The organism is Lactobacillus sp. WILCCON 0149 (genome assembly GCF_057197965.1).
In genome coordinates, this window is the sequence record NZ_JBUBHO010000001.1 from 928,943 (window position 1) to 950,028 (window position 21,086).

General features: G+C 48.3%; 19 protein-coding genes. 16 read left to right on the forward strand and 3 right to left on the reverse strand.

Annotated elements, in window-relative coordinates; translation table 11 throughout:
• Nucleotides 1-33: 33 nt before the first annotated feature.
• The 6 genes from ACYVUV_RS04345 (at nt 34) to lpdD (ending at nt 5,613) form a co-directional block, all read left to right on the forward strand.
• Nucleotides 34-1,170: a sigma-70 family RNA polymerase sigma factor gene (locus tag ACYVUV_RS04345; RefSeq protein ID WP_439775070.1), complete on the forward strand. Its 1,137-nt coding sequence runs from the start codon at nt 34-36 to the stop codon at nt 1,168-1,170.
• 155 nt (nt 1,171-1,325) lie between these two features.
• Nucleotides 1,326-2,060, forward strand: coding sequence for a DUF554 domain-containing protein (locus ACYVUV_RS04350; RefSeq protein ID WP_484499027.1), 735 nt, complete (start codon nt 1,326-1,328; stop codon nt 2,058-2,060).
• Between the two features lie 110 nt (nt 2,061-2,170).
• Nucleotides 2,171-3,049, forward strand: coding sequence for a LysR family transcriptional regulator (locus ACYVUV_RS04355; protein WP_439775068.1), 879 nt, complete (start codon nt 2,171-2,173; stop codon nt 3,047-3,049).
• 90 nt (nt 3,050-3,139) lie between these two features.
• Nucleotides 3,140-4,624, forward strand: a complete 1,485-nt coding sequence (locus tag ACYVUV_RS04360; RefSeq protein ID WP_484499028.1) for a UbiD family decarboxylase — start codon at nt 3,140-3,142, stop codon at nt 4,622-4,624.
• A 15-nt stretch (nt 4,625-4,639) separates the two neighbouring features.
• Nucleotides 4,640-5,206 carry a UbiX family flavin prenyltransferase gene (locus ACYVUV_RS04365; protein WP_439775663.1) on the forward strand — a complete coding sequence of 189 codons (567 nt, stop codon included), beginning with the start codon at nt 4,640-4,642 and terminating at the stop codon, nt 5,204-5,206.
• Nucleotides 5,203-5,613 carry a prenylated flavin chaperone LpdD gene (gene lpdD, locus ACYVUV_RS04370; protein ID WP_439775664.1) on the forward strand — a complete coding sequence of 137 codons (411 nt, stop codon included), beginning with the start codon at nt 5,203-5,205 and terminating at the stop codon, nt 5,611-5,613. Before ACYVUV_RS04365 ends, lpdD begins: the two co-directional genes overlap by 4 nt.
• Before the next feature lie 114 nt (nt 5,614-5,727).
• Here the strand turns inward: lpdD and ACYVUV_RS04375 are convergent, their stop codons facing one another.
• Nucleotides 5,728-7,173 carry a 6-phospho-beta-glucosidase gene (locus tag ACYVUV_RS04375; protein WP_484499029.1) on the reverse strand — a complete coding sequence of 482 codons (1,446 nt, stop codon included), beginning with the start codon at nt 7,171-7,173 and terminating at the stop codon, nt 5,728-5,730.
• A 476-nt stretch (nt 7,174-7,649) separates the two neighbouring features.
• On the opposite strand from ACYVUV_RS04375, the gene ACYVUV_RS04380 reads away from it, so the two are divergent.
• The 8 genes from ACYVUV_RS04380 to ACYVUV_RS04415 all read left to right on the forward strand — a co-directional run bounded on the left by ACYVUV_RS04380 (nt 7,650) and on the right by ACYVUV_RS04415 (nt 15,818).
• Nucleotides 7,650-7,970, forward strand: coding sequence for a PTS sugar transporter subunit IIB (locus ACYVUV_RS04380; RefSeq protein WP_484499030.1), 321 nt, complete (start codon nt 7,650-7,652; stop codon nt 7,968-7,970).
• 163 nt (nt 7,971-8,133) lie between these two features.
• Entirely contained in the window at nt 8,134-8,454 is a 321-nt protein-coding gene (locus ACYVUV_RS04385; RefSeq protein WP_439775672.1) for a PTS lactose/cellobiose transporter subunit IIA, read from the forward strand.
• Between the two features lie 21 nt (nt 8,455-8,475).
• Complete coding sequence (locus ACYVUV_RS04390; RefSeq protein WP_439775667.1) at nt 8,476-9,015, forward strand: hypothetical protein; 540 nt, start codon at nt 8,476-8,478, stop codon at nt 9,013-9,015.
• Between the two features lie 65 nt (nt 9,016-9,080).
• Nucleotides 9,081-10,439: a PTS cellobiose transporter subunit IIC gene (celB, locus tag ACYVUV_RS04395; RefSeq protein ID WP_439775668.1), complete on the forward strand. Its 1,359-nt coding sequence runs from the start codon at nt 9,081-9,083 to the stop codon at nt 10,437-10,439.
• Between the two features lie 143 nt (nt 10,440-10,582).
• Nucleotides 10,583-10,909 carry a heavy metal-binding domain-containing protein gene (locus ACYVUV_RS04400; protein WP_439775669.1) on the forward strand — a complete coding sequence of 109 codons (327 nt, stop codon included), beginning with the start codon at nt 10,583-10,585 and terminating at the stop codon, nt 10,907-10,909.
• 5 nt (nt 10,910-10,914) lie between these two features.
• Entirely contained in the window at nt 10,915-11,637 is a 723-nt protein-coding gene (locus ACYVUV_RS04405; protein ID WP_484499031.1) for a PTS sugar transporter subunit IIA, read from the forward strand.
• A 22-nt stretch (nt 11,638-11,659) separates the two neighbouring features.
• On the forward strand, nt 11,660-13,864 hold the full coding sequence (locus tag ACYVUV_RS04410; RefSeq protein ID WP_484499032.1) for an alpha-galactosidase: 2,205 nt from the start codon (nt 11,660-11,662) through the stop codon (nt 13,862-13,864).
• Nucleotides 13,865-14,084: 220 nt separating this feature from the next.
• Nucleotides 14,085-15,818 (forward strand): sensor domain-containing diguanylate cyclase, encoded by a 1,734-nt coding sequence (locus tag ACYVUV_RS04415; protein ID WP_439776258.1) that lies wholly within the window; start codon nt 14,085-14,087, stop codon nt 15,816-15,818.
• A gap of 48 nt (nt 15,819-15,866) precedes the next feature.
• Here ACYVUV_RS04415 and ACYVUV_RS04420 read toward each other — a convergent pair whose 3' ends face one another.
• Together ACYVUV_RS04420 and ACYVUV_RS04425 are read right to left on the reverse strand one after the other, a co-directional pair.
• Nucleotides 15,867-16,739 (reverse strand): AraC family transcriptional regulator, encoded by an 873-nt coding sequence (locus tag ACYVUV_RS04420; protein WP_439776259.1) that lies wholly within the window; start codon nt 16,737-16,739, stop codon nt 15,867-15,869.
• A gap of 4 nt (nt 16,740-16,743) precedes the next feature.
• Nucleotides 16,744-17,634 carry an alpha/beta hydrolase gene (locus ACYVUV_RS04425; protein ID WP_484499033.1) on the reverse strand — a complete coding sequence of 297 codons (891 nt, stop codon included), beginning with the start codon at nt 17,632-17,634 and terminating at the stop codon, nt 16,744-16,746.
• A 211-nt stretch (nt 17,635-17,845) separates the two neighbouring features.
• Between ACYVUV_RS04425 and ACYVUV_RS04430 the strand changes: the two genes are divergently transcribed.
• Nucleotides 17,846-19,045, forward strand: a complete 1,200-nt coding sequence (locus ACYVUV_RS04430) for an MFS transporter (protein ID WP_484499034.1) — start codon at nt 17,846-17,848, stop codon at nt 19,043-19,045.
• Between the two features lie 135 nt (nt 19,046-19,180).
• Nucleotides 19,181-21,070, forward strand: a complete 1,890-nt coding sequence (locus tag ACYVUV_RS04435) for an alpha/beta hydrolase family protein (protein ID WP_484499035.1) — start codon at nt 19,181-19,183, stop codon at nt 21,068-21,070.
• The last annotated feature ends 16 nt before the right edge of the window (nt 21,071-21,086 follow it).

Consider the following 21,086-nt stretch of genomic DNA (forward strand, 5'->3'; position numbering starts at 1 on the left):
AATTTTTAGCAGAATAAGAACAGGGCGGATTGAATGGCAAAAGAAAATGCTTCTAACGTAAATGATTTTCCACTGGAAAAAGCAGTTAAAATGGTGATTACCGGTTTAAAGAAGACCAAGCAGATCAGCGAAAATGATCTGAAAGCACGGCTCTTGGTGCCGTATGGTCTGAACGATGCCGAAACTGCCAAGCTGGTAGAAGAGTTTGCGGACAATGGGATTAGTATCGTTGATGACCAGGGTGAACCGTCTGCTCTGGCCCTCAAGGCTGAAGAAGAAGCTGAAAAGAAAGAACAAAAAGAACTGGTCGCTTCCAGCGACAATGACCGGGTTTATGACTCGGTCCGGATGTATTTGAAGGAAATCGGCAAGGTCCCGCTGTTAAGCCGGGACGAAGAAGTAGAAGTAGCCAAGCGGATTGAAAACGGGGATGAGTCAGCCAAGGATGAACTGGCCGCCGCCAACCTCCGTCTGGTGGTCTCCATCGCCAAGCGCTATGCCAAGCACAACGGGAAGATGGGGATCCTGGACTTGATCCAGGAAGGCAATATCGGTTTGATGAAGGCAGTCGACAAGTTCGACTACTCCAAGGGCTTTAAGTTTTCAACTTATGCAACTTGGTGGATCCGGCAGGCCATTACCCGGGCTTTGGCTGACCAGGACCGGATGATCAGAATTCCGGTCCACGTGGTGGAAAGCATCAACAAGATGAACCGGATCCAGCGGACCCTGCAGCAGGATTTGGACCGGGATGCCAAACCGGAAGAACTGGCCGCGGAAATGAATGAGCCTTTGCAAAAGGTGCAGGAAATCATCACGGTGGCCAAGAACCAGGAAACCGACTCTTTGGACAAGCCAGTCGGTGAAGAAGGGGATTCACAGTTAGGGGATCTTTTAGAAGACAATAAAGCGATCAACCCGGAAGAATATACCGCTTTTGAAATGCTGAAGGATCAACTGTCCGGCATGATGGGTGAATTCTTGACTGACCGGGAAGCTAAGGTTTTGAAATTGCGCTTTGGCCTGGAAAATGACGAACCGCATACCTTGGAAGAAGTTGGCCGCAGCCTGGGCGTTACCCGGGAACGGGTCCGGCAGATTGAAGCCAAGGCCGTCAAGAAGCTGAAGCACCACTCAGACCTGCTTCAGGACTACTTCTCAGCAGAATAATATATTTGACTAAGAACATGTTTCCAGTTATTGGAAGCATGTTTTTTTGCTTCGTATTCCAGGCCCGAATAGATAGAAATTAAATGCGAATTGTTGCCTGGCGGCGAGTTTGCTAAATTAAAAGCAAGCTATTAAGATTTTTAGGAGGTAGAAAAATGCCAACAGGCGCGATTGTCGATGCCTTGTCCGTTTTGATTGGCGGACTTTTGGGCGCATTTGGTGGCCACTTGTTAAGTGACGAATTTAAACGGGATTTGAACTTGATCTTCGGGATCTGTTCGATGGGTATGGGGGTCATGGCAATTGCCCCGATGAAGAACATGCCCGCGGTTATTTTTGCCTTGATTCTGGGGACAGTGATTGGCCTCGCTTGTCACTTGGGCCAGCTCTTCAACAAGGGGGCCATGCTCATGCAGGCTCCGATCAGCAAGCACTTTCCAGCTGAAAAGCTGGGTTTGACTCATGATGAGTTCGTCAATCAACTGGTTACCAGCATTGTTCTCTTTTGTGCCAGCGGGACTGGGATCTATGGGAGCCTGACGGCAGGGATGACGGGTGACAACTCGATTCTGTTCTCTAAAGCGATTCTCGATCTCTTTACGGCGGCTATCTTCGCCTGCAATTTGGGCTATGTGGTCAGCCTGGTCGCGATTCCGCAATTCTTGGTCTTGTTCTTGCTTTTCGTTTTGGCCCAATTCATTCTGCCTTTAACCAACAACACGATGATTATTGACTTTAAGGCCTGCGGGGGCTTTTTGATGCTGGCAACCGGTTTTAGAATGGCCAAATTGAAAAACTTCCCGATTGCGGATATGATACCGGCTATGATTCTGGTAATGCCGTTTTCCTGGTTCTGGGTCAACGTAGTCTTAAAGGCCCTGGGAGCTTAATAACGATAAAAAATGGACGGTTTAGCCGGCCATTTTTTGCTTTTGACAGAAAAGTTGAAAAGGCAGATAATCTTTCATAAAGCAAAACAGTGAACAGAATGGAGAAGAGCGTGTTAGACAAAATTCAAGCCTTTGTATCTCTGGCCGCCAGCTTGAGCTTTTCACAGACAGCTGATGAATTGTATACCAGCCAAAGTACAGTCTCCAAGCATATCGCGGCTCTGGAGAAAGAGATCGGGATGAAGCTGTTTGAAAGAAGCAGCCGCCGGGTCCGCTTAACCAAAGAAGGCGAGTACCTGCTCCCCTATGCCCAGCGCCTTTTAGCTGACAGCCGGCAGTTTGACCAGGCAGTAGCTGATTGCCGGCAAGAGCAGACTAAGACCCTGGACCTGTACGCGATCCCTACCATGACCAATTATGATTTCTTCAAAGCCGTAACAGCCTTTATGGGCCGGCATCCAGAGCTTGACCTGCTTTTTCATGAAGGTGAGTCTCAAGACTTGGCGCAAAAGCTCCGCCGGCCCCAGGACCTGCTTTTTTTGCGCAAGTGGGATGAAAAACTGGATCCGCGTTATGACTATCTCTTTTTTGAAGACGATGAACTGGCCCTCTTTGTTTCAAGCAAGTCCCCCCTGGCTCAAAAGAAGCGGGTAAAATTGTCAGATCTGGCTGGAGCCCGTTTTTTGACTTTAGGTGAACGGACCTATTTTGAAAAGAAAATTGTCGCTGCCTGCCAAAAAGCTGGTTATGAGCCGAATTTCGTCTACCAGGGCGAGCGGATTGAGGCTATTTTGGAAATGGTCCGCCAGCAGCTCGGTATTGCCCTTTTGATGAAAAAGTCTGTTTCTGCCAGCCAGCTTGCTGGTCTCAAGTGCCTGGATTTGACAGAAAAGATCGAAAGCCAGCTCTGCTTGGTCCGGCTGAAAGGGCGGCACAACCAAGCCCAAGAGCTTTTTTGGCAAGAGATGAAGAATTCCAGTCTGGAATAGATCGCTAGCGACTTAGAATTGCAAGTCCGGCTCCCGAAATCTACAATGACAGTAATGACAGACAAATTTGCAATTAAGGAGCGCGAAAAAATGACTGAAAAAATTACTGATCCTTGGGACCTGCGCAAGGTCCTGCGGGAAATCGCCGACGACCCGGAAAATTATCATGAAACAAACGTAGCAATTGACCCGGACGCGGAAATTTCCGGCGTCTACCGCTACATTGGGGCTGGCGGTACTGTTGAACGGCCGACCAAGGAAGGCCCGGCCATGATGTTCAACAACTTGAAGGGCTTTGACAATACGAGAGTCTTGATCGGCCTCATGGCCTCAAGAAGACGGGTTGGCAAGATCCTCCACCATGACTGGCAGACCCTGGGCCGCTTCTTAAAGGACGCGGTTGAAAACCCGGTACACCCAATTACCGTGCCCAAGGAAGAGGCCCCAGTCCAAGAAGTAGTTCACCTGGCAACTGATCCGGACTTTGACCTCAGAAAATTGGTGCCAGCCCCAACCAATACTGAATATGATGCTGGACCCTACATCACCTGCGGCCTGGTCAAGGGGTCAATGCCAGACAAGTCAATGACTGACGTTACCATTCACCGGATCTGCATTGAAGGCAAGGATACGATGGGGATGTACATCATGCCTGGTGGCCGCCACATTGGACACTTCCAAAAGGAATTCGAAAAACTGGGCAAGCCGATGCCAATTACCATCAATATTGGCTTGGATCCGGCCGTAACCATTGGGGCAACTTTTGAACCGCCAACAACCCCGCTGGGCTATGATGAACTCGATGTTGCAGGTGCTCTGCGCCAGGAACCGGTCCAGCTGGTCGATGGGGTGGCAGTTGACGAACAAGCCTTAGCCCGCGCCGAATACGTCATTGAAGCTGAAATCATGCCAAATGAGACCATCGTTGAAGACATCAACACTCATACCGGCCACGCCATGCCGGAATTCCCTGGCTACAACGGGGATGCCAACCCAGCCGTCAACCTGGTTAAGGTCAAGGCCGTAACCTGCCGCAGGGACAGACCAATCATGCAAAGCGTGATCGGGTCAAGCGAAGAACACGTGTCAATGGCCGGGATTCCGACTGAAGCCTCCATTCTGGAACTGGTCGACAAGGCCATCCCAGGCAAGGTGGTCAATGTATACAACCCGCCAGCCGGTGGCGGCAAGCTGATGACCATCATGCAGATTCACAAGGAAAATGAGGCTGATGAAGGGATCCAGCGGCAGGCAGCCATCCTGGCCTTCTCCGCCTTTAAGGAGCTGAAGACGGTCTGGCTGGTCGATGAAGACGTGGATATTTTTGACATGAATGACGTCGTTTGGACCATGAATACGCGCTTTCAAGGGGACATGGACATCATGGTCCTGTCAGGGATGCGGAACCACCCGCTTGACCCGTCAGAGCGGCCGGAATACGATCCTAAGTCCATCCGCTTCAGAGGGATGAGTTCAAAGACGGTGATCGACGGAACCGTGCCATTTGATATGAAGGACCAGTTTGAACGGGCCCACTTCAAGGAAGTGCCGGACTGGAAAAAGTACTTGGACTAAAGAAAGACTGAAGAGATGAAGAGAATCGTTATTGCCATGACTGGGGCCAGCGGGTCAATTTACGGGATCGACCTGTTGAAAAAGCTTAAAACCATGCCGGAAGTCGAGACCTGGCTGGTCATGAGCGACTGGGCCAGAAAAAACATTGAAATTGAGACTGACTATACCGTAAAACAGGTAGAAGACCTGGCTGACCATCTGGCTGACAACGGCAACCTTGGCGCGGCGATCTCTTCAGGCTCTTTCCAAGTCGACGGGATGGTGGTAGCGCCGGCCAGCATGAAGACAGTAGCTGGGATTGCCTTTGGCTTTGACCAGGACTTGATCATGCGGGCCAGCGGAGTCATGATTAAAGAGCAGAGGAAGCTCATTCTGATGCCGCGGGAAACTCCCTTGTCAGCCATTCACTTGGAAAACCTCCTAAAATTGGCCAGACTGGGCGTCCAAATCATGCCTCCGATTCCCTCATTTTATGGCCGACCGGAAACGATCCAGGACCTGCTGGATCAGACCAACATGCGGGTCTTGGACAATCTGGGCATTGCCAGCAATTTTGCCAAAAGATGGGGGGAAGGGCAATGAATCAGAAGCAGATTTTTACCGTCAAAGAAGCCGGCTATGAAATCCAGGCAGAAGTGACCTTGGCTAATAAAGACCTCCTGGTCAACCTGCTAGGCGGGGACCTGCCGCATTTAGGCGGAGTCTTAACCTATGACGCGTCCAGCCAGGAAGTTGAGGAAGTCAAGCTTTTCAGCCATGATGGCCGCTACCACAAGGATATCCTCCTGGCTCAAGTCTTTTTTGAAAAAATCAAAGACCACTTGCCCGGCAGCATTACAATCTCGGCCGGTGTCCATGTCGACGGGATCAGCCAAGAGCAGATCGCGGCGTCTAAGGCAATGACGGAAGAGCTGGCAAGGCAATGTACTGCCTGGCTCAAGGAGCAGAAGGGCTTCAAAGAACCGGTCTACAGCAGCCACTTCAAGTAGAAAAAGTAAAAAAACAGAGATAAACAGAAAAAAGCCAGCAAGATCACAAGCAGATCTTGCTGGCTTTTCGCGTTTTTGTCTAGGGTTTGGTATGGCAATAATAATTAAAGAAGATTAGTCAAGGTCTTCCCCGTTGGACTCGATGACCTTCTTGTACCAGTAGTAGGAGTCCTTTGGGGTTCTGCTGAGGTCGCCAACGCCTTCGTCGTTCTTGTTGACGTAGATGAAGCCGTAGCGCTTGTCCATTTGGCCAGTCCCGGCAGAAACCAGGTCGATTGGCCCCCATGGCAGGTAGCCCATCAGGTCAACGCCGTCGATGGCCACAGCCTTTTCCATTTCGCTGATGTGCTTCTTGAGGTAGTCAACCCGGTATGGGTCGTGAATCTTGCCGTCTTCGACCTTGTCGTAGGCACCCAAGCCGTTTTCAACGATGAAGAGCGGCAGGTGGTAGCGGTCAGTCAAGTGGTTCAAGGCAAGGCGGAGGCCGACTGGGTCAATTTCCCAGCCCCAGTCGCTTCTTTTCAGAGTTGGGTTAACGGCCACAGCCTTTTCCAGGTCGCTCAGTTCATCGGCTGAGACCTTTTCGCTGGAGACAGTAGTTGATTGGTAGTAAGAGAAGGCGACGTAGTCAACAGTCCCTTCCTTAAGGACAACCCGGTCTTCGTCAGTGATGTCTGGCCGGTAGCCATGCTTTTCAATGTAGGCTTCAACTGCCTTCGGGTATTCGCCAAAGACTTGGACGTCAGAGAAGAAATCCCGGTGCTGCTCGAACTTGTCGGCCAAAAGGGCGTCTTCTGAGCTTGGAGTCAGTGGGCGGACTGGTGAGTAGTTGATCATCAAGCCGATCTTGAAGTCAGGGTTGATCTTGTGGCCGATCTTGACTGCCAGGGCGCTGGCCACAAATTCATAGTGAGCAGCTTGATACATGGCAGCTTCTTTTTCTTCGTCGGTCATGCCGTCCTTAAAGAGGATGCCGGAGTTGGTTGCCATCAAGAAGTCATTGTTGAAGGCACTCTGGTTGTCGATTTCGTTAAAGGTCATCCAGTACTTGACCTTGTCCTTGTAGCGCTTGAAGCAGACTTCAGCGAAGCGGACGAAGAAGTCGATGGTCTTGCGGTTGGTGAAGCCGCCGTAGTTCTTGGCCAGGTTGAATGGCATTTCAAAGTGGCTCAAAGTGATGACTGGTTCAATGCCGTACTTGTGCATTTCGTCAAACAGGTCATCGTAGAACTTCAAGCCTTCTTCGCTTGGTTCAGCGTCATCACCATTAGGGAAGATTCTAGTCCAGGCAATGGAGGTTCTGAAAGCCTTGAAGCCCATCCCGGCCAGGAGCTTGATGTCTTCTTTATAGTGATGGTAGAAATCGATGGCTGAGTGGTTCGGGTAGTTCTTCCCTGGCAAGACACCGTCAGTGATCTCCCGAGGTTTAGTAGCTGAACCGACCGTCATGACGTCAGCAACGGACACGCCCTTGCCGCCAACGTCCCAGGCACCTTCCAATTGGTGGGCGGCTACCGCGCCGCCCCATAAAAATCCTTCTGGCATTTTAGCAGAATACATTGAGCAAAACCTCCATTACTAATTTCACTTTTTCGCTATTTTCATTACTCGAGTGCTTACTTACAAGTTTTCATATCTTGGTAAGTAACCGCTTTCGACTCTGATTATAGATTGTATTCACGGTTATTGCAAGTTGCGAAAAGAAAAAATATTGCACTTTTTCTTCTTAGAGAAAGAAAACTGAAAGATGTGAAAGCAAGAAACTAAAGTTGAAAGCGTCATAACAGGCTTATTGCTTTGCCAAAAACTTACTTCTTAAGTCCAAAATAAGAGTCTTAAGTCGATAAAAACATGTTCTTTTATTTTTTTCTAAAAAAATAAAATAGCGATTCAAGGCTGATATTACGCGGATTTTAGCCTGTTTTTACTCAGCAGGCAGAAGAAAAATGTAATGAAAGCCATTTACTTTCAGCTGAAAACGGTATACACTGTAAGCGTAAACAAACAACACAAAAAAAGTCTAGGAGGAAATAATTATGGCTACTAAAACCATTATGTTGAACTGTGCGGCTGGTATGAGCACCAGCTTACTCGTTAAGAAGATGCAAGAAGCTGCCAAGGCTCAAGGCAAGGACTACGAAATCTTTGCTTGCCCGGCGTCTGAAGCCGACACCAAGCTGTCCACCATGGACATCAGCTGCGTTTTGCTTGGGCCGCAAGTTGGCTACATGAAGGGCGACTTTGAAAAGAAGCTGGACGGCACTGGCATTCCAATGGGCGTTATCCCAATGCAAGACTACGGGATGATGAACGGCAAGAAAGTTTTGGAATTTGCTGACAGCTTGATGGCTGAATAGGATGATATAAATGCTTTTGGCAGAAGGGGAGAGCTGCTAAGGGCATGTGATGATGAGTAGAAGTAGAAATTAGGTAATTTGAAAAATGGCTGAATTAAACGATACTTCAGAAACTTTAAAGCAAGCAGCAGAAAACCAGCAAAGCCGGGAAGAAGAAACTTTGATGGCTGCCATGGGCTTGATTGCCAACGGCGGTAACGCCAAGAGCTTGGCCTTTGAAGCAATCCGCCTGGCTAAGGTTGGCAAGATCAAGGAAGCAAGAGAGAAGCTGGAAGAAGCAGACAAGTCTCTGCTTGACGCCCACAACTCACAAACGGACATGTTGACTAAGGAAGCCCAAGGCCAGCACACCCACGTGACTCTTTTGGTTGTCCACTCACAAGACCATTTGATGAATGCCATCACCTTCCGTGACTTGGCGGGAGAAATGGTTGACTTGTACGAAAAGCTTTACGCAAGCGGTGCTCTGAAGACCGAAGCATAAGCGCAAGGGAGGAGAGCAAGCATGTCTGCAAAAATCAAGAAGCAAAAGCAAAAAAAGAAGCAAGACCAGACATATGTGGACAAACGGCATGATGACCGGGTGCGCTACGCGTACTTTGCCCGCTACATGATGGTTCGCTACTTCGTCATTGCTTTCTTTTTCGCCAATTTCTTCTGGCTGCTGGTTAGCTATTCAGCCAATACCCAGCCGGGGATGATTTTGTCTGCTGTAGCTACCGTTTGGTGCATGGTCAGCGTGATTGAGCAGCTGGGCAAGCTGCACAACAAGCAGGCAGATGTGCCAAAAACTCGGCACTACCTCATTTTCCAACTTGGCCTCAATTTGGTGATGAGCATATGCTTGTTTACTCCTTTGAAGAGTTTGATCTATCCTTTCGCAAGCAGTAAGAGTTCTGTTCAAGCCTTGCTCTGCATTTTGTTGATCGGGATGGCCGCTGCGGCAGCTGTCTTGGTACGGATCCATAATATTTGTCTGGGGAGAGACAAATATTTGCCGCTGATCCGCAATGCGGAAAAGAGCCGGGCTTTGGATCAGCAGTAGGTCCTTATTGCAATTCAAAGAGGATTATCGAAAGTTAATGAAGAGAAAAAATAGGGGAGAATATCATGGCTGAAGCACAAAGCTCATTCAGAGATAAACTCGCGACTGGCATTGGGAAGTTTGCTGGTTCACGGTTTGTTAGATCAATTATCGATTCAGGTTATGCGGTAATTCCATTCACTATCGTCGGGGCGATTTTCTTGATCCTGACTGTTCTGCCGCAGGCCTTTCCAATTCCAGGATTTGCTGCCTTGTACGCAAATACGCTCGGCAAGTTCTCAAACATGTTCACGGTTGTTTACAACGCCAACATGGGTATCCTGTCACTGATCTTTGGTGGGCAGTTTACTTACTCATACGCTAAGATCTACCAACAAGAAGAAAAGATCAACATTGTGCCACTTAACGCCTTGTTCATGATGCTGATGGCAATGTTCATCACTGTGCCGCAAATGGTCTTCAAGAACGGTTCAATTCAATTCGTTCAATCACTGAAGGCTGACAACATCATCGGTGGTGGTATCCAAGTTTCAACTTCAGGTGTTACCAGAATTGGTACGACTGGTCTGTTCACGGCGATCGTGATCGGCTGGCTGACTGTACAGATCTACCGCTTTACGGTTAAGCACAACTGGCAAATCAAGATGCCAGATGTCGTTCCAGCTGGTGTTTCCAACTCATTCAGTTCATTGATTCCTGGCTTCTGCGTTGCATTTGTAGTTGCTACTATTAACTTGATCCTTGTTCTGATGGGCACTGACATCTTCAAGGTTATGTACGTGCCATTCTCATTTGTCGGCAACATTGCCGGTACTTGGTGGGGGTTCTTGATTATCGTCTTCTTCATCCACTTCCTGTGGTGGTTCGGTATCCACGGTGCCAACATCATGAATTCATTCTACACTCCAATCGCTTTGGCCAACCTGGCTGCCAACGTTAAGGGTGCTCACAACTTCTTTGCTGGTGACCCAATGAACGCCTTCATCATCCTCGGTGGTTCAGGTTCAACCCTGCTGATCGCATGGTGGATGGCTGGCCGCGCTAAGTCAACCCAGCTGCGGGAAATCGGTAAGGTTGAAGCTGTTCCAGCATTGTTCAACATCAACGAACCATTCCTGTTCGGTTTGCCAGTAGTTTACAACGTTAACTTGTTTGTCCCATTCATCGGCGCGCCAATGGCTACTGCCATCGTTGCTTACATCTTCCACGCAATCGGTTTCATGCCTGACATCAAGGTGCAACAACCATGGCCAACTCCAATCGGCCTTGGTGGTTACCTGGCTACCTTGTCATGGAGAGGTGCTGTTGTAGCGATCGTCTGCGCGCTCGTAGCCTTCGTAATTTGGTATCCATTCATGAAGCGCTTTGACCTTAAGACTTACAAGAAGGAACAAGAAGAAGCTAAGCAAAACGCTAATGCTTAATTAGCAATAGATTAGCAAAAAGCTGCCTTAGGGCAGCTTTTTTCATTGCTTTATAATGTTACAAAAGTATAGAAAAAATCCTTCAAAAGCCTTCTATTTGTGCTACAATCTAGGAAACGTTTAAAGAAAACGAGGTAATTGAAATGGAAAACAAAATGTTGGTTGTAACGACGGAATCCATCCCTGGCCGCAAGTACGAAGTGATCGGTGAAGTGTTTGGCGTAACCACTCAGTCAAAGAACTTTGCCTCTGACTTTGGGGCTGGCCTTAAAAGCATGATCGGCGGGGAAATCAAGGCCTACACCAAGATGCTGACGACTTCAAGAGAAGTGGCCCTGGACCGGCTCAGAGAAGAAGCAAAGAATGTTGGTGCTGATGCCGTGGTCATGATGCGCTTTGACTCAAGTTCAATCGCTGGTGATATGCAGTCAGTCGTAGCTTACGGGACGGCTGTTAAGTTTGTAGATTAAGAAGTTTGACAGCAATAAAAATACTGGAATCAGTCGATTCCAGTATTTTTTATTTTGCGGTAATTATTACAGCAGCTAACCAGGTCAAATTCAAGATTGCCATGCTGCTTTTGCCTGCGATTTTCCTGGCCTTAAGCATGCTGATGTTTGCCAAAAAGGTGATTTTGTCAGATCAAAAGCATGCGGAAATCGTTGCTGAATTAGAGAAAACTTGGGGTAAGCAGTTTGAAAATGATGGTGCGGAAACTAAAACAGATTCAGCCAAAGATGTAAAGCAATATTTGACAACGCCAGTAGCAGGTGAATTATTACCACTTAAAGACAGCAGTGATCCAAACTTTGCCAGTGGCAAGATGGGCCGTTGCTTTGCTATCAAACCTAATGACGGCCGAGTTTACGCTCCGTTTGACGGGGAAGTTGCGGCCAGCTTCGCAACTCGGCACGCGATCGGTCTTAAGAGCGCTGATGGTTTGACGATCTTGATCCATATTGGGATTGACACGGCCAAGCTGAACGGCACTGGCTTTGTACAGTATGTTGTCCAAGGGCAAAAGGTCCAGAAAGGCCAAGAACTTATTGAATTCTGGGACCCAACCATCAAACAGCACGGCTTAGATGATACTGTGCTGGTCACCGTCTTAAACTCAAAAGACTTTGAAAAGCTGGCAGTTACTGAAGAATATGGCAAGACAGTCAAAGCCGGTGATCCGATCATGAAAATCAAATAAGTGGCAGCAAGAAGGAGAAAAAATGTCAGAACTGATTGAATATGATGCAAAAGAGCAGGTCTTTCACCTGCACAACCAATCTATTTCTTATCTATTTTCAGTTGTTAAGGGCGGCACATTAAGCCATCTGTACTTTGGTAAACGGGTTAAGGGCTACCATGGCGAGTTAACCTACCCGGCGGTGGATCGCGGCTTCTCCGGCAACCTCCCAGGGGATTTGGACCGGACATTTTCCCGGGATACCTTGCCGAAAGAATATAGTACTGCTGGTGAGATGGACTACCACTCACCGGCAACAGTTGTCCGTCAGTCTAATGGGTCTAATGCCCTGTTCTTACACTATACTGGTTATGAAATCGCGCAGGGCAAGCCCAAGCTTCAGGGACTTCCAGCAGCTTACGTCGAAAAGGAAGACGAGGCTGAAACTTTAACGATCAAACTTACCGATGACCTAACGGGACTGAAATACCATCTGCTTTATACTATTTATCGCGACCGGAATGTGATTGCCCACAGCGTTCAGGTATGCAATAAAGGCGAAGAGAATGTCTACCTGGAAAAAGTTGCTTCCATGCAGATAGATCTGGTTGGCCAGGATTTGGAAGTCATTACTTTGCCTGGCGCGCATGCTAATGAACGCCATCCACAAAGATGTGGCTTGGTGCAAGGCCGGCACGTGTTTGAATCACGCCGGGGCTCATCGGGCCATCAAATGAATCCCTTTGTGGCTTTGGTTGAGCCAAAGACTGATGAGTTTAGCGGTGAAGCCTGGGGACTTGCTCTGGTATATTCCGGCAACCATGAATTCGAATTGGAAAAAGACCAGTTGAATCAGCTTCACGTTGCCGTAGGCATCAATGAGTATAATTTTGCCTGGAAACTGTTGCCGGGTGAAATCTTCCAAACGCCAGAAGTGCTGATGGTCTATTCAGCTCATGGTTTGAACGAGATGAGCCAGACTTATCATAGTTTGATCTTAGACCGGGTTATTCGGAGCAAGTTCAAGTATCAAGAGCGACCGATTTTGGTCAACAACTGGGAAGCGACTTACTTTGACTTTGATGAAGACAAGCTGAAGCCAATTGTTGATGAAGCTAAAAAACTCGGTATTGAAATGTTTGTTCTGGATGACGGCTGGTTCGGTCACCGTGATGACGACAACAGTTCACTTGGCGATTGGCAGGTTTATAAGAAGAAGTTCCCGCGGGGGTTGAAGCATTTTGCCGATTACGTTCATGCTCAGGGTTTGAAGTTTGGTTTATGGTTTGAACCAGAAATGATTTCTTATGATTCAAACTTGTACAAGCAGCATCCCGATTATCTGATGCAGGTTCCTGGCCGAAAACCAAGTCCATCGCGGAACCAATATGTGCTTGATCTGGGCAGAAAAGAAGTTCGCGACAATGTTTTTGACCAGATGACCAAGATTTTGGACGATGGCGATATTGACTACATCAAATGGGACATGAACCGCCACTTGTCAGATATCTACCAGGCAGGCTTGCCGGCTGATCAACAAGGCGAAGCATATCATCGCTATGTTTTGGGTCTATATGACCTGGCAGAGCGGCTGGTTGACCGCTATCCAGACATTCTGCTGGAAGGTTGTTCAGGTGGTGGTGGCCGCTTTGACATTGGCATGGCCTACTATTGTCCGCAAATCTGGGCTAGCGACAACAGCGACGCGATTGCTCGCTTGGTTATCCAGTACGGGACCAGCCTTGTTTACCCGCAATCAATGATGACCTCACACGTTTCTGTTTCTCCAAATGAGCAAAATGGCAGAATTACACCTTTTGGTACCCGCGGAGCAGTGGCGATGTGTGGTGACTTAGGCTATGAACTTGATTTGACGAAGATGTCGGAGGAAGACAAGGAAGCAGTCAAGGAGCAAGTTGCGGTTTACAAGCAGACTCGGAAATTGACACAATTTGGCAAGTTCTATACTTTGAAGGCGCCGCTAAACGGCAATCAAGCAGCATGGATGACTGTCAGTGATGATCAAAATGAAGCACTCGTGACGACTGTTAATATTATGTCTTACGCGCAGCCATGCTTGACCAAGACAAAACTCGTTGGATTAAATCCGGATCAGAAGTATCAAGATTTGGAGACTGGGAAAGTATACGGCGGGGACGAATTAATGAACATGGGTTTCTATGATCCGGCAGTTCCCCACCAAGACTTCTCATCAAAAATTTATCACTTTAAGGCGATTGTGGATTAATTGCATTATTGCCATGAACTTCTCAAAAACAAATAAGTTAGGTACAGCGAAAAAGCAGTTTCCTTCGGGAAGCTGCTTTTTGTCTGCATAAAGATGTATCAATAAAATAGACAGCAAATTATCATAGAAAACAGAAGATCCGGTTGTCAAAAGGCTTTTTTAGGATAATAATGGTTCATATAGAATAAAAGACTTATGAATATTGGATGTGTTGTGCGTAATGAAAAAGAGATGGTGGATCAAGCTGCTGGTGGTGCTATTTGTGTTCTTCACTAGCGCGGTGGTCATTGGTATTAATGTCTACAGGACCGGGCAAAACCTTGCCCAGCGCTACCAGGCACGGACAGAACTGAACGCTCAGCTGGCAAGTGACTATTTTGAAAAGGAGCTGGAAGAGGGGCAAAACGTTACTGAAAACATTGAATCAGGTACTGTTGGCAATGAAGGCAATACGGCCGTCTTTACCAAAACAGCCAAGTATATGCTGAAGAGATATGACGGTATCTATTCTTTGCAGCTGATCCACAAGGGGCAGAGCCAACGGGTTTACCAGGACAAGGCCAGTGAAAGAGGAAAATCCAGCCTCCTGGCTGATCCCCAGGTCAAGGCGGCTTTTAACTATTGCCGGCAAAAGAAAATCAATGGCATTGTTGGCCCAATCAAGACTGGGGAGGGCCGGGATTCGCTTGCGGTTTGCCAGCCGGTTTTCATCAAGGGCAAGTTCTGGGGTTATTCAGTTGCCTTGATTAAGAAAAAGGATCTGTTTGAATCAACCTTTAAGAAGTTGGACAAACTGGGCTATTATCACTGCTTGTCTAAAACACATATAGTGAATGACAGCTATTATGTCTTAGACTCAAACATGAAAACTGTAGGCCCACGTTCAGCAGTTTCTTTCCGCTTGGGGGGATGCACGTGGAAGCTGGAGGCAGTCAGAAAAGATGCCGGGCAGATGCCGCGGGAAATCAAATCCAGCCTCCTGACAGGCATTTTGACGGTGGTGATCAACACCGCTTTGGCGGCCATCCTGGTCAATTATTTTGAAAGAGGCCGGAAACTGACCAAAATAGTTGACACTGACTATTTGACTGGTTTGATGAGCCGGCAGGCCTTTGATCGGGAAGTCGGCAAGTACTTGCTGAACAATACAGGTAAGCCGGTAATTGGCGCCTTGATCGATATCGATGATTTCAAGTACATCAATGACCTCTATGGCCATGAGGCAGGTGACGCGGCTCTTAAATCCTTTGCCCGGGTTTTGGAGAAAAATTTCAGTCAACTCGGCCTGGTTGGCAGAAATGGCGGTGATGAGTTCGCGGTCTTTTTGGAGCAGACGACGCTGACAGAAGGGCGGATGATTTTCAATAAGCTTTTTAAGCAAAAACTGACCTTCAACTACCAAGGAAAAGATTATCCCTACTCGATTTCCCTGGGCTTTGCCGCATATCCTGACCAAAGCCAATCTAGAGAAGAGCTGATGTACAAGGCTGATGTGGCTCTGTATGCCGTCAAGATGACCGGGAAAGGGGCAATGGCTGGCTATCACCCAGATATGATGAAAGAAGGGCGGGCGCAATTGGGCTTCAACCTGCGGGATCTAGCAGTCAACCTGCCTGGCGCCTTCTTTATCTACCGGGAAGACGACGAGCGGATCCTTTTTGCCAATAATGAGCTCCTCAGGATCATGGAGTGCTCAAGCAGGGAAGAGTTTATCGAATATGTAGGCCAGAAGGTTAAGGGCTTGATTGCTCCAGAGGACTATGACCAAGCTGTTAAGACCTGCAAGGAGCAAGTAGGTGACGGCGATGAAGGTTTGGCTAAACTTGACTACCATGTCATCACCAAAGAGAGCCATAAGCGGATCTACATGCATGCCGTGGCCCACATGGTCAAAAATGACTACTTTGGCAAGATTTATTACGTCATTATCGGCCCGCGGCCAGTGCAAAAATGACAAAAATAGCAAGTGAAAACGCGTCCTATTAAGCAAGGGCGCGTTTATTTATTGTCTGAAGTTTTTGGAGTTCTTTTGCCTGATCTCGCTGGCACTTTCCTGGTAGCATTCAACCAGTGCCCGGTTCATGGACCTGAGACCACTAAAGCCGCACTGCTCAGCGATCGTTTCCAATGTGCCTGGATCGGTTAGAAGCAGTTTCCTGGCCGCGCGGGCTCGCAGATTCCGCAGAAAGGCGGCAACGGTGATCCCCATGTTCTTCTTGAAAAAGCGGGCCAGGTATTCCTTAGAGATATGGGCGTGAGCCGCGATCTCGCTTAAACCGATTGGAGTTTGATACTGGTCGTAGATATAGTCCAGTATCTCCTGCATCCTTTGGGTGATAAAGAGCTTCTTTCCCAGCTCCAGCTGGCGGGGAATCGTGAAGTCTTCCAGCAAGATTTCCAGCACTTCCAGGCTTAAAGCGCAAACCTTGATTTCCCGCAAATCATCTTCCGGTCTTGACCAGGAGTCGTAGATGGCCCCCAGCTTCTTTTGCAGGAGCTGGTAAGCAGCCTGCTGCATTTTTGAAAAAGTTCCTGGATCATTGATCGCAAATTCCAATTCGCTAATTTTCGGGAAAAGACCAGAGACGAAGTTGTAGGGATAGATCATGGACAGGGCCTGGCCATCTTGGTTAGTCTCAATGCTGTGAACGGACTGAGAGTTAACCACGATAATCCGGCCAGGAGAGGTCTGGTAGGTCTGGGCGTCAATCTGGAACTGGTCGATTGACCCGGCCACCGTGTAGCTTATTTCGATTCCTTGATGCCAGTGAGGCGGGATTTCGCTAGGCGTTTCACCATCTGGCAAGGGAAAAGTCATCAGCCAGATAGGCAGGTTGCCGGTTGGCTTGACCAGTTCGTGTTCCAGTTCAGCCATGCTGTTACTTCTTTAAATACGTTCTGAAGAAGTTAAGTTCATCCAGGTTGCATTGCTTGGCGATGTCGTCTCTTTGGTTGCAGTGGAAGACGTGGCCGCGCGGGTTGTCGTTGTCGCCATAAATGTGCAATTCATGCGGGATTTCCTTGGCCAAAAGGTAGCCGTCCAAGCGGACAGCAGAATCGTGCAAAAAGTCCTGGTTGGCGGTCATGATGAAAAGTGGCGGCAAGTTTTGGGTCAAGTACTTCTCCGTGTCCAGCATCTCTTCTTTTCCCTTGACTGCTTCCGGGGTAAAGTAGGCGCCAGGTGCTCCATTGGTAAAGCCAGGCGTCAGCATGAAGTAGGCCCCGCAGTTAAGCGCAGCTGCTCTAATTGTCAATTTAGGCAATTCGTAGCCAAAAAGTTGGCGGAACTTATCGTTAGTCAAGATGGCCAGGTACTGCTCTTCCATCTGCCCGCCGGCTGAGTCGCCGACCAGGAAGACATTGTCAGTGTCCAGGTCGTATTCAGCTCCATGTTCAGCTACCCAGTGCATGACGCGGTTGACGTCATCCAGCTCGCTTGGGAACTGGACGTCTGGAGCCAGACGGTAGTTGAAGTTGACAAAGGCAAAGCCTTCCTTAGCCAGGCCCATTCCGTAGAACTGGTAGGTTTCTTTAGTCCCATAGACCCAGCCGCCGCCATGGATGCTGATGATGACTGGCACTTTGCCAGTCCGGTCTTTAGGCAGGTAGATGTCTAGCAGGTTCCACTTTGGGTCTGGCCCGTAGCTGATGTCATTGATTCTTTCTACCTCTGGAATTTCGGTTGGCAGGCCTTCGTCACGTTTGTCGTCGCTGGCCTTGAATTCACTGCGCAGCTTAATAACTGCTTCTGCTAATTCTTCTTTAGTCATGATATTCTCCTTTCACTTGTAAGCGTTTAACTAGATTATAGTCATTATCCCAGGAATTGGCTAGGGCAAAAAGTTGACCGCAAAGAGGCGGAAATTGATCTATATAAAAAATAGTGAGATCAACAAGCGCCGGATTTCTGACAAGTTATGACATTGAAACCGCTTGCTCAGAAAGCTATCATAGTTAGCAAACAAGCAGGAGGTTTAGAAAATGTCTGAGAAGAAAAATGTTAAAGACAAGGCGATTTTTAAAGTTTCGCTCTTGTCCATATCTTTGTTTTTGATGATGGCTCCGCAGATTGCTTCGGCTCTGCCCTTGATGTACAAGGCTTTTCCAGGGGTAAGCAAGGCCGGGGTTGAATCTTTAGCCACGGTGCCGAACTTTGGGATTATCTTGGGGTTAGTAGTCAGTCCGGTATTGATTCGCTTTATAGGGGAGAAGGCAACGATTATTTTTGGACTGCTTTTGACTCTCTTGGCTGGGACTTTCCCGATGTATGCAAGTCAATATGGGCCGATCTTGATTTCCAGATTTTTGATCGGGCTGGGAATTGGTCTATTTAATTCCCTGGCCGTTAGTCTGATTCCGCAGTTCTATAATGGCGATGAAGAAGAGCTGGCGACCATGATCGGCTACCAGAACGTGATGGGGAGCGTCGGAGCGGCAATTTCATCCTTCTTGATCAGCTACTTGGTTACGATCAGCTGGCATGCCGCTTTCGCGATCTACTTCCTGGTCATCCCATCCTTGATTCTCTTTGCCCTTTTTGTTCCTTTGCAAAAAAAGCAGGCAGATGTAGCAAGTAAGCAAAAGAAGGCCAAGCAGCGGATCAATGGCAAGGTTTGCTTGATTGCGGCATTGATGTTCTTGATCTTCCTTTTCTACATGCCAATGTCCTACAAGCTGCCGACTCTGATTGTTGAAGAGCACCTGGGCTCTTCCAGTACTCCGGCGCTGGTTGCCGGGATTTCAACCTTGATCTCGATTCCGATTGGGGCCAGCTTTGGTTTCTTCTTTAAGAAGCTGCATGACAAGATTTTCCCAGTTGGTTTCGCGATTGTTACCCTGGGCTTCTTGGTTACGACTTTTGCCAGCAGCCTGGTCATGCTGTTTATCGGCGTGATCGTCTTGGGCTTTGGCTTCGGCATGGGCGTGCCTTACATGTACAACTGGCTGGACTGGGCGGCGCCAGAAGGCAGCGTCAACCTGGCTACGACCATCGTTTTGGTCTTAGTCAACCTTGGCTGCTCGGTTTCACCGACGGTGGTTGACTACTTAAGCGGCCTCATGGGCAGCAGCAGCTCCCGGACAGCTATGCTGGTCAGCACCATCTTCTTTGCCTTGATCACGGTCTACGCCTTTATCCACTATCTCAAGGTGCACAAAGTTGCCGTCAAGGCAGAGCAATAAGAATAGCAATAGATAAAGCTGGTTTCGACCAGCTTTTTTCTTGGTAAAAAATATATAAAACTAAGCTGAATCTAATCCTTTAACTTTGCTATAATGAAATCACCTTAAAAAGCAAAGCAGGAGGAAAAAGAAAAAATGGAAGCAGTCAAAGCAGAAGATTTGTATCAGGTTGTCAGCCTGGGCAACTTGCAGGCTAAGGGCAAAAGGGCAATACTCGCCAGAAACCAGGCCAAGGCCGATGGGGAAGGCTACTGGAACTGGCTGGATGTCTTTGAAAATGGCGAGCTCAAGCGCTTGACGACTTTAGGGCAAGAGAAGAGCTATGCCTTAGTAGAAAAGGCGGTCTACTACACTTTTCAAGAAGGCAAAGGAGGTAGCTTGCTTTATAAGCAAGAACTGGACCAGGCCAGTCCAGCAAAAGTTGCTGAGTTCAAAGAAGCTGGCTACCAGGTAATCAATTCAGTAAAAGACCGCTACCTACTTTTAAGCAGACGGGCGGACCTGGCTGAAGGGAAATCGACTGACTACCAAGTCCTGGATGAATTGCCTTATTACTTCAATGGCCAGGGTTACATCAACAAGCTCCGCGACCGCCTTTATGTCTGGGACTTAGAAGAAGAAAAGCTGACTGAACTTTTCAAAGCTGAGCCAGACTTTACGGTTATGGAGACCTTTGTAGTTGGTGAAAAAGTCTACGTGGTGGGGGTCAGCTACCAGACCCGGCGGCCCTTTGACGGGGCGGTCTATGAAGTTGACCCAAGAACAGGAGAAGCCAAGCTCCTTTTAGCAGCCGGCAAGGCGGAAGTTTCAGCAATTTTTGCCTTAAAAGAGCAAGTCTACTGCTTCGCCAACACCCATAAAAAGACCGGCTTAAACGAAAATCCGGAATTCTACCGGTTAACTGAGGATGGTCTGGAATTGGCCGCCTACTGGGACAATTCCGGCCAGAGCGCTATTGCCGGGGACTGCTCCGTCATTGCCGGCAATGCATTTGATGTCTTTGGCGACAAGTTCTACTTTGTAACGACAATTGTTGACCATGATGAAATCTATGTTTTTGACGGAAAAGAAGTCAAGCCCTTTTTCGCCACTGACGGGATCATCAAGGGCTTCCGCATGACAGGGAAAGACGAATTTTTCCTGGAAGCGGCATTTGCCAACGAACTTTTGGAATTCTACCAGGTGAAAAATGGCCAGGTAGAAAAATTATCCAACTATAATGACCAACTATTAGCTGGCAAATACGTAGCCAAGGTCAACCAAGTGGAATATGAATCAGTAGAAGACGGAAGGCAGCACGGCTGGGTGCTCTTGCCAAAGGACTACCAGGCAGGGAAAAAGTACCCGGCAATCCTGGACGTTCACGGCGGACCCCGTGCTACTTACAGCAAGGCCTTCTTCCATGAAATGCAGGTTTGGGCCGGGAGTGGCTATTTCGTCTTCTTCTGCAACATCCACGGGTCAAACGGGCAGGGGAACCAGTACGGCGACCTGCGGGGCCGCTACGGGACGGTTGACTACGAGGACTTGATGAAGTTTACTGACGCGGTGCTTGCTGCTTATCCAGACATTGACCAAAGCCGTTTAGGCATCACTGGTGGCTCTTACGGCGGCTTTATGACCAACTGGGTGATCGGCCACACCGACCGTTTCCAAGCGGCAGCTTCCCAGCGGTCTATCTCTAACTGGCTGAGTTTTGAGCACATGTCTGATATTGCCCCGGAATTCTGCGTTGACCAGGTGGGGACGAGTGAAGATGATGATCCGGAAAAGGTTTGGCTGCACTCACCTCTCAAGTACGTGAAAAACGTGAAGACGCCGACTCTGTTTTTGAATTCAGATGAGGACTACCGTTGCCCGGTCGAAGAAGGGATGCAGATGTTCCATGCGCTTCTGTCCCACGGCACGGAAAGCCGGATGGTGGTCTTCCACGGAGAGAACCACGAACTGTCCAGAAGCGGGCGACCAAAGAACCGCTTAAGCCGGTTAAATGAAATCCAGAACTGGTTTGACGGGCACTTGTGATAATGAAAAACTCCCT

What these genes read in the sequence shown, in the direction of transcription:
- ACYVUV_RS04345 (WP_439775070.1), top strand. Translation starts at nt 34, where the DNA reads ATGGCAAAAGAAAATGCTTCTAACGTAAATGATTTTCCACTGGAAAAA.
- ACYVUV_RS04350 (WP_484499027.1), top strand. Translation starts at nt 1,326, where the DNA reads ATGCCAACAGGCGCGATTGTCGATGCCTTGTCCGTTTTGATTGGCGGA.
- ACYVUV_RS04360 (WP_484499028.1), top strand. Translation starts at nt 3,140, where the DNA reads ATGACTGAAAAAATTACTGATCCTTGGGACCTGCGCAAGGTCCTGCGG.
- ACYVUV_RS04365 (WP_439775663.1), top strand. Translation starts at nt 4,640, where the DNA reads ATGAAGAGAATCGTTATTGCCATGACTGGGGCCAGCGGGTCAATTTAC.
- lpdD (WP_439775664.1), top strand. Translation starts at nt 5,203, where the DNA reads ATGAATCAGAAGCAGATTTTTACCGTCAAAGAAGCCGGCTATGAAATC.
- ACYVUV_RS04375 (WP_484499029.1), bottom strand. Translation starts at nt 7,173, where the DNA reads ATGTATTCTGCTAAAATGCCAGAAGGATTTTTATGGGGCGGCGCGGTA.
- ACYVUV_RS04380 (WP_484499030.1), top strand. Translation starts at nt 7,650, where the DNA reads ATGGCTACTAAAACCATTATGTTGAACTGTGCGGCTGGTATGAGCACC.
- ACYVUV_RS04385 (WP_439775672.1), top strand. Translation starts at nt 8,134, where the DNA reads ATGGCTGCCATGGGCTTGATTGCCAACGGCGGTAACGCCAAGAGCTTG.
- ACYVUV_RS04390 (WP_439775667.1), top strand. Translation starts at nt 8,476, where the DNA reads ATGTCTGCAAAAATCAAGAAGCAAAAGCAAAAAAAGAAGCAAGACCAG.
- celB (WP_439775668.1), top strand. Translation starts at nt 9,081, where the DNA reads ATGGCTGAAGCACAAAGCTCATTCAGAGATAAACTCGCGACTGGCATT.
- ACYVUV_RS04400 (WP_439775669.1), top strand. Translation starts at nt 10,583, where the DNA reads ATGGAAAACAAAATGTTGGTTGTAACGACGGAATCCATCCCTGGCCGC.
- ACYVUV_RS04410 (WP_484499032.1), top strand. Translation starts at nt 11,660, where the DNA reads ATGTCAGAACTGATTGAATATGATGCAAAAGAGCAGGTCTTTCACCTG.
- ACYVUV_RS04415 (WP_439776258.1), top strand. Translation starts at nt 14,085, where the DNA reads ATGAAAAAGAGATGGTGGATCAAGCTGCTGGTGGTGCTATTTGTGTTC.
- ACYVUV_RS04420 (WP_439776259.1), bottom strand. Translation starts at nt 16,739, where the DNA reads ATGGCTGAACTGGAACACGAACTGGTCAAGCCAACCGGCAACCTGCCT.
- ACYVUV_RS04425 (WP_484499033.1), bottom strand. Translation starts at nt 17,634, where the DNA reads ATGACTAAAGAAGAATTAGCAGAAGCAGTTATTAAGCTGCGCAGTGAA.
- ACYVUV_RS04430 (WP_484499034.1), top strand. Translation starts at nt 17,846, where the DNA reads ATGTCTGAGAAGAAAAATGTTAAAGACAAGGCGATTTTTAAAGTTTCG.
- ACYVUV_RS04435 (WP_484499035.1), top strand. Translation starts at nt 19,181, where the DNA reads ATGGAAGCAGTCAAAGCAGAAGATTTGTATCAGGTTGTCAGCCTGGGC.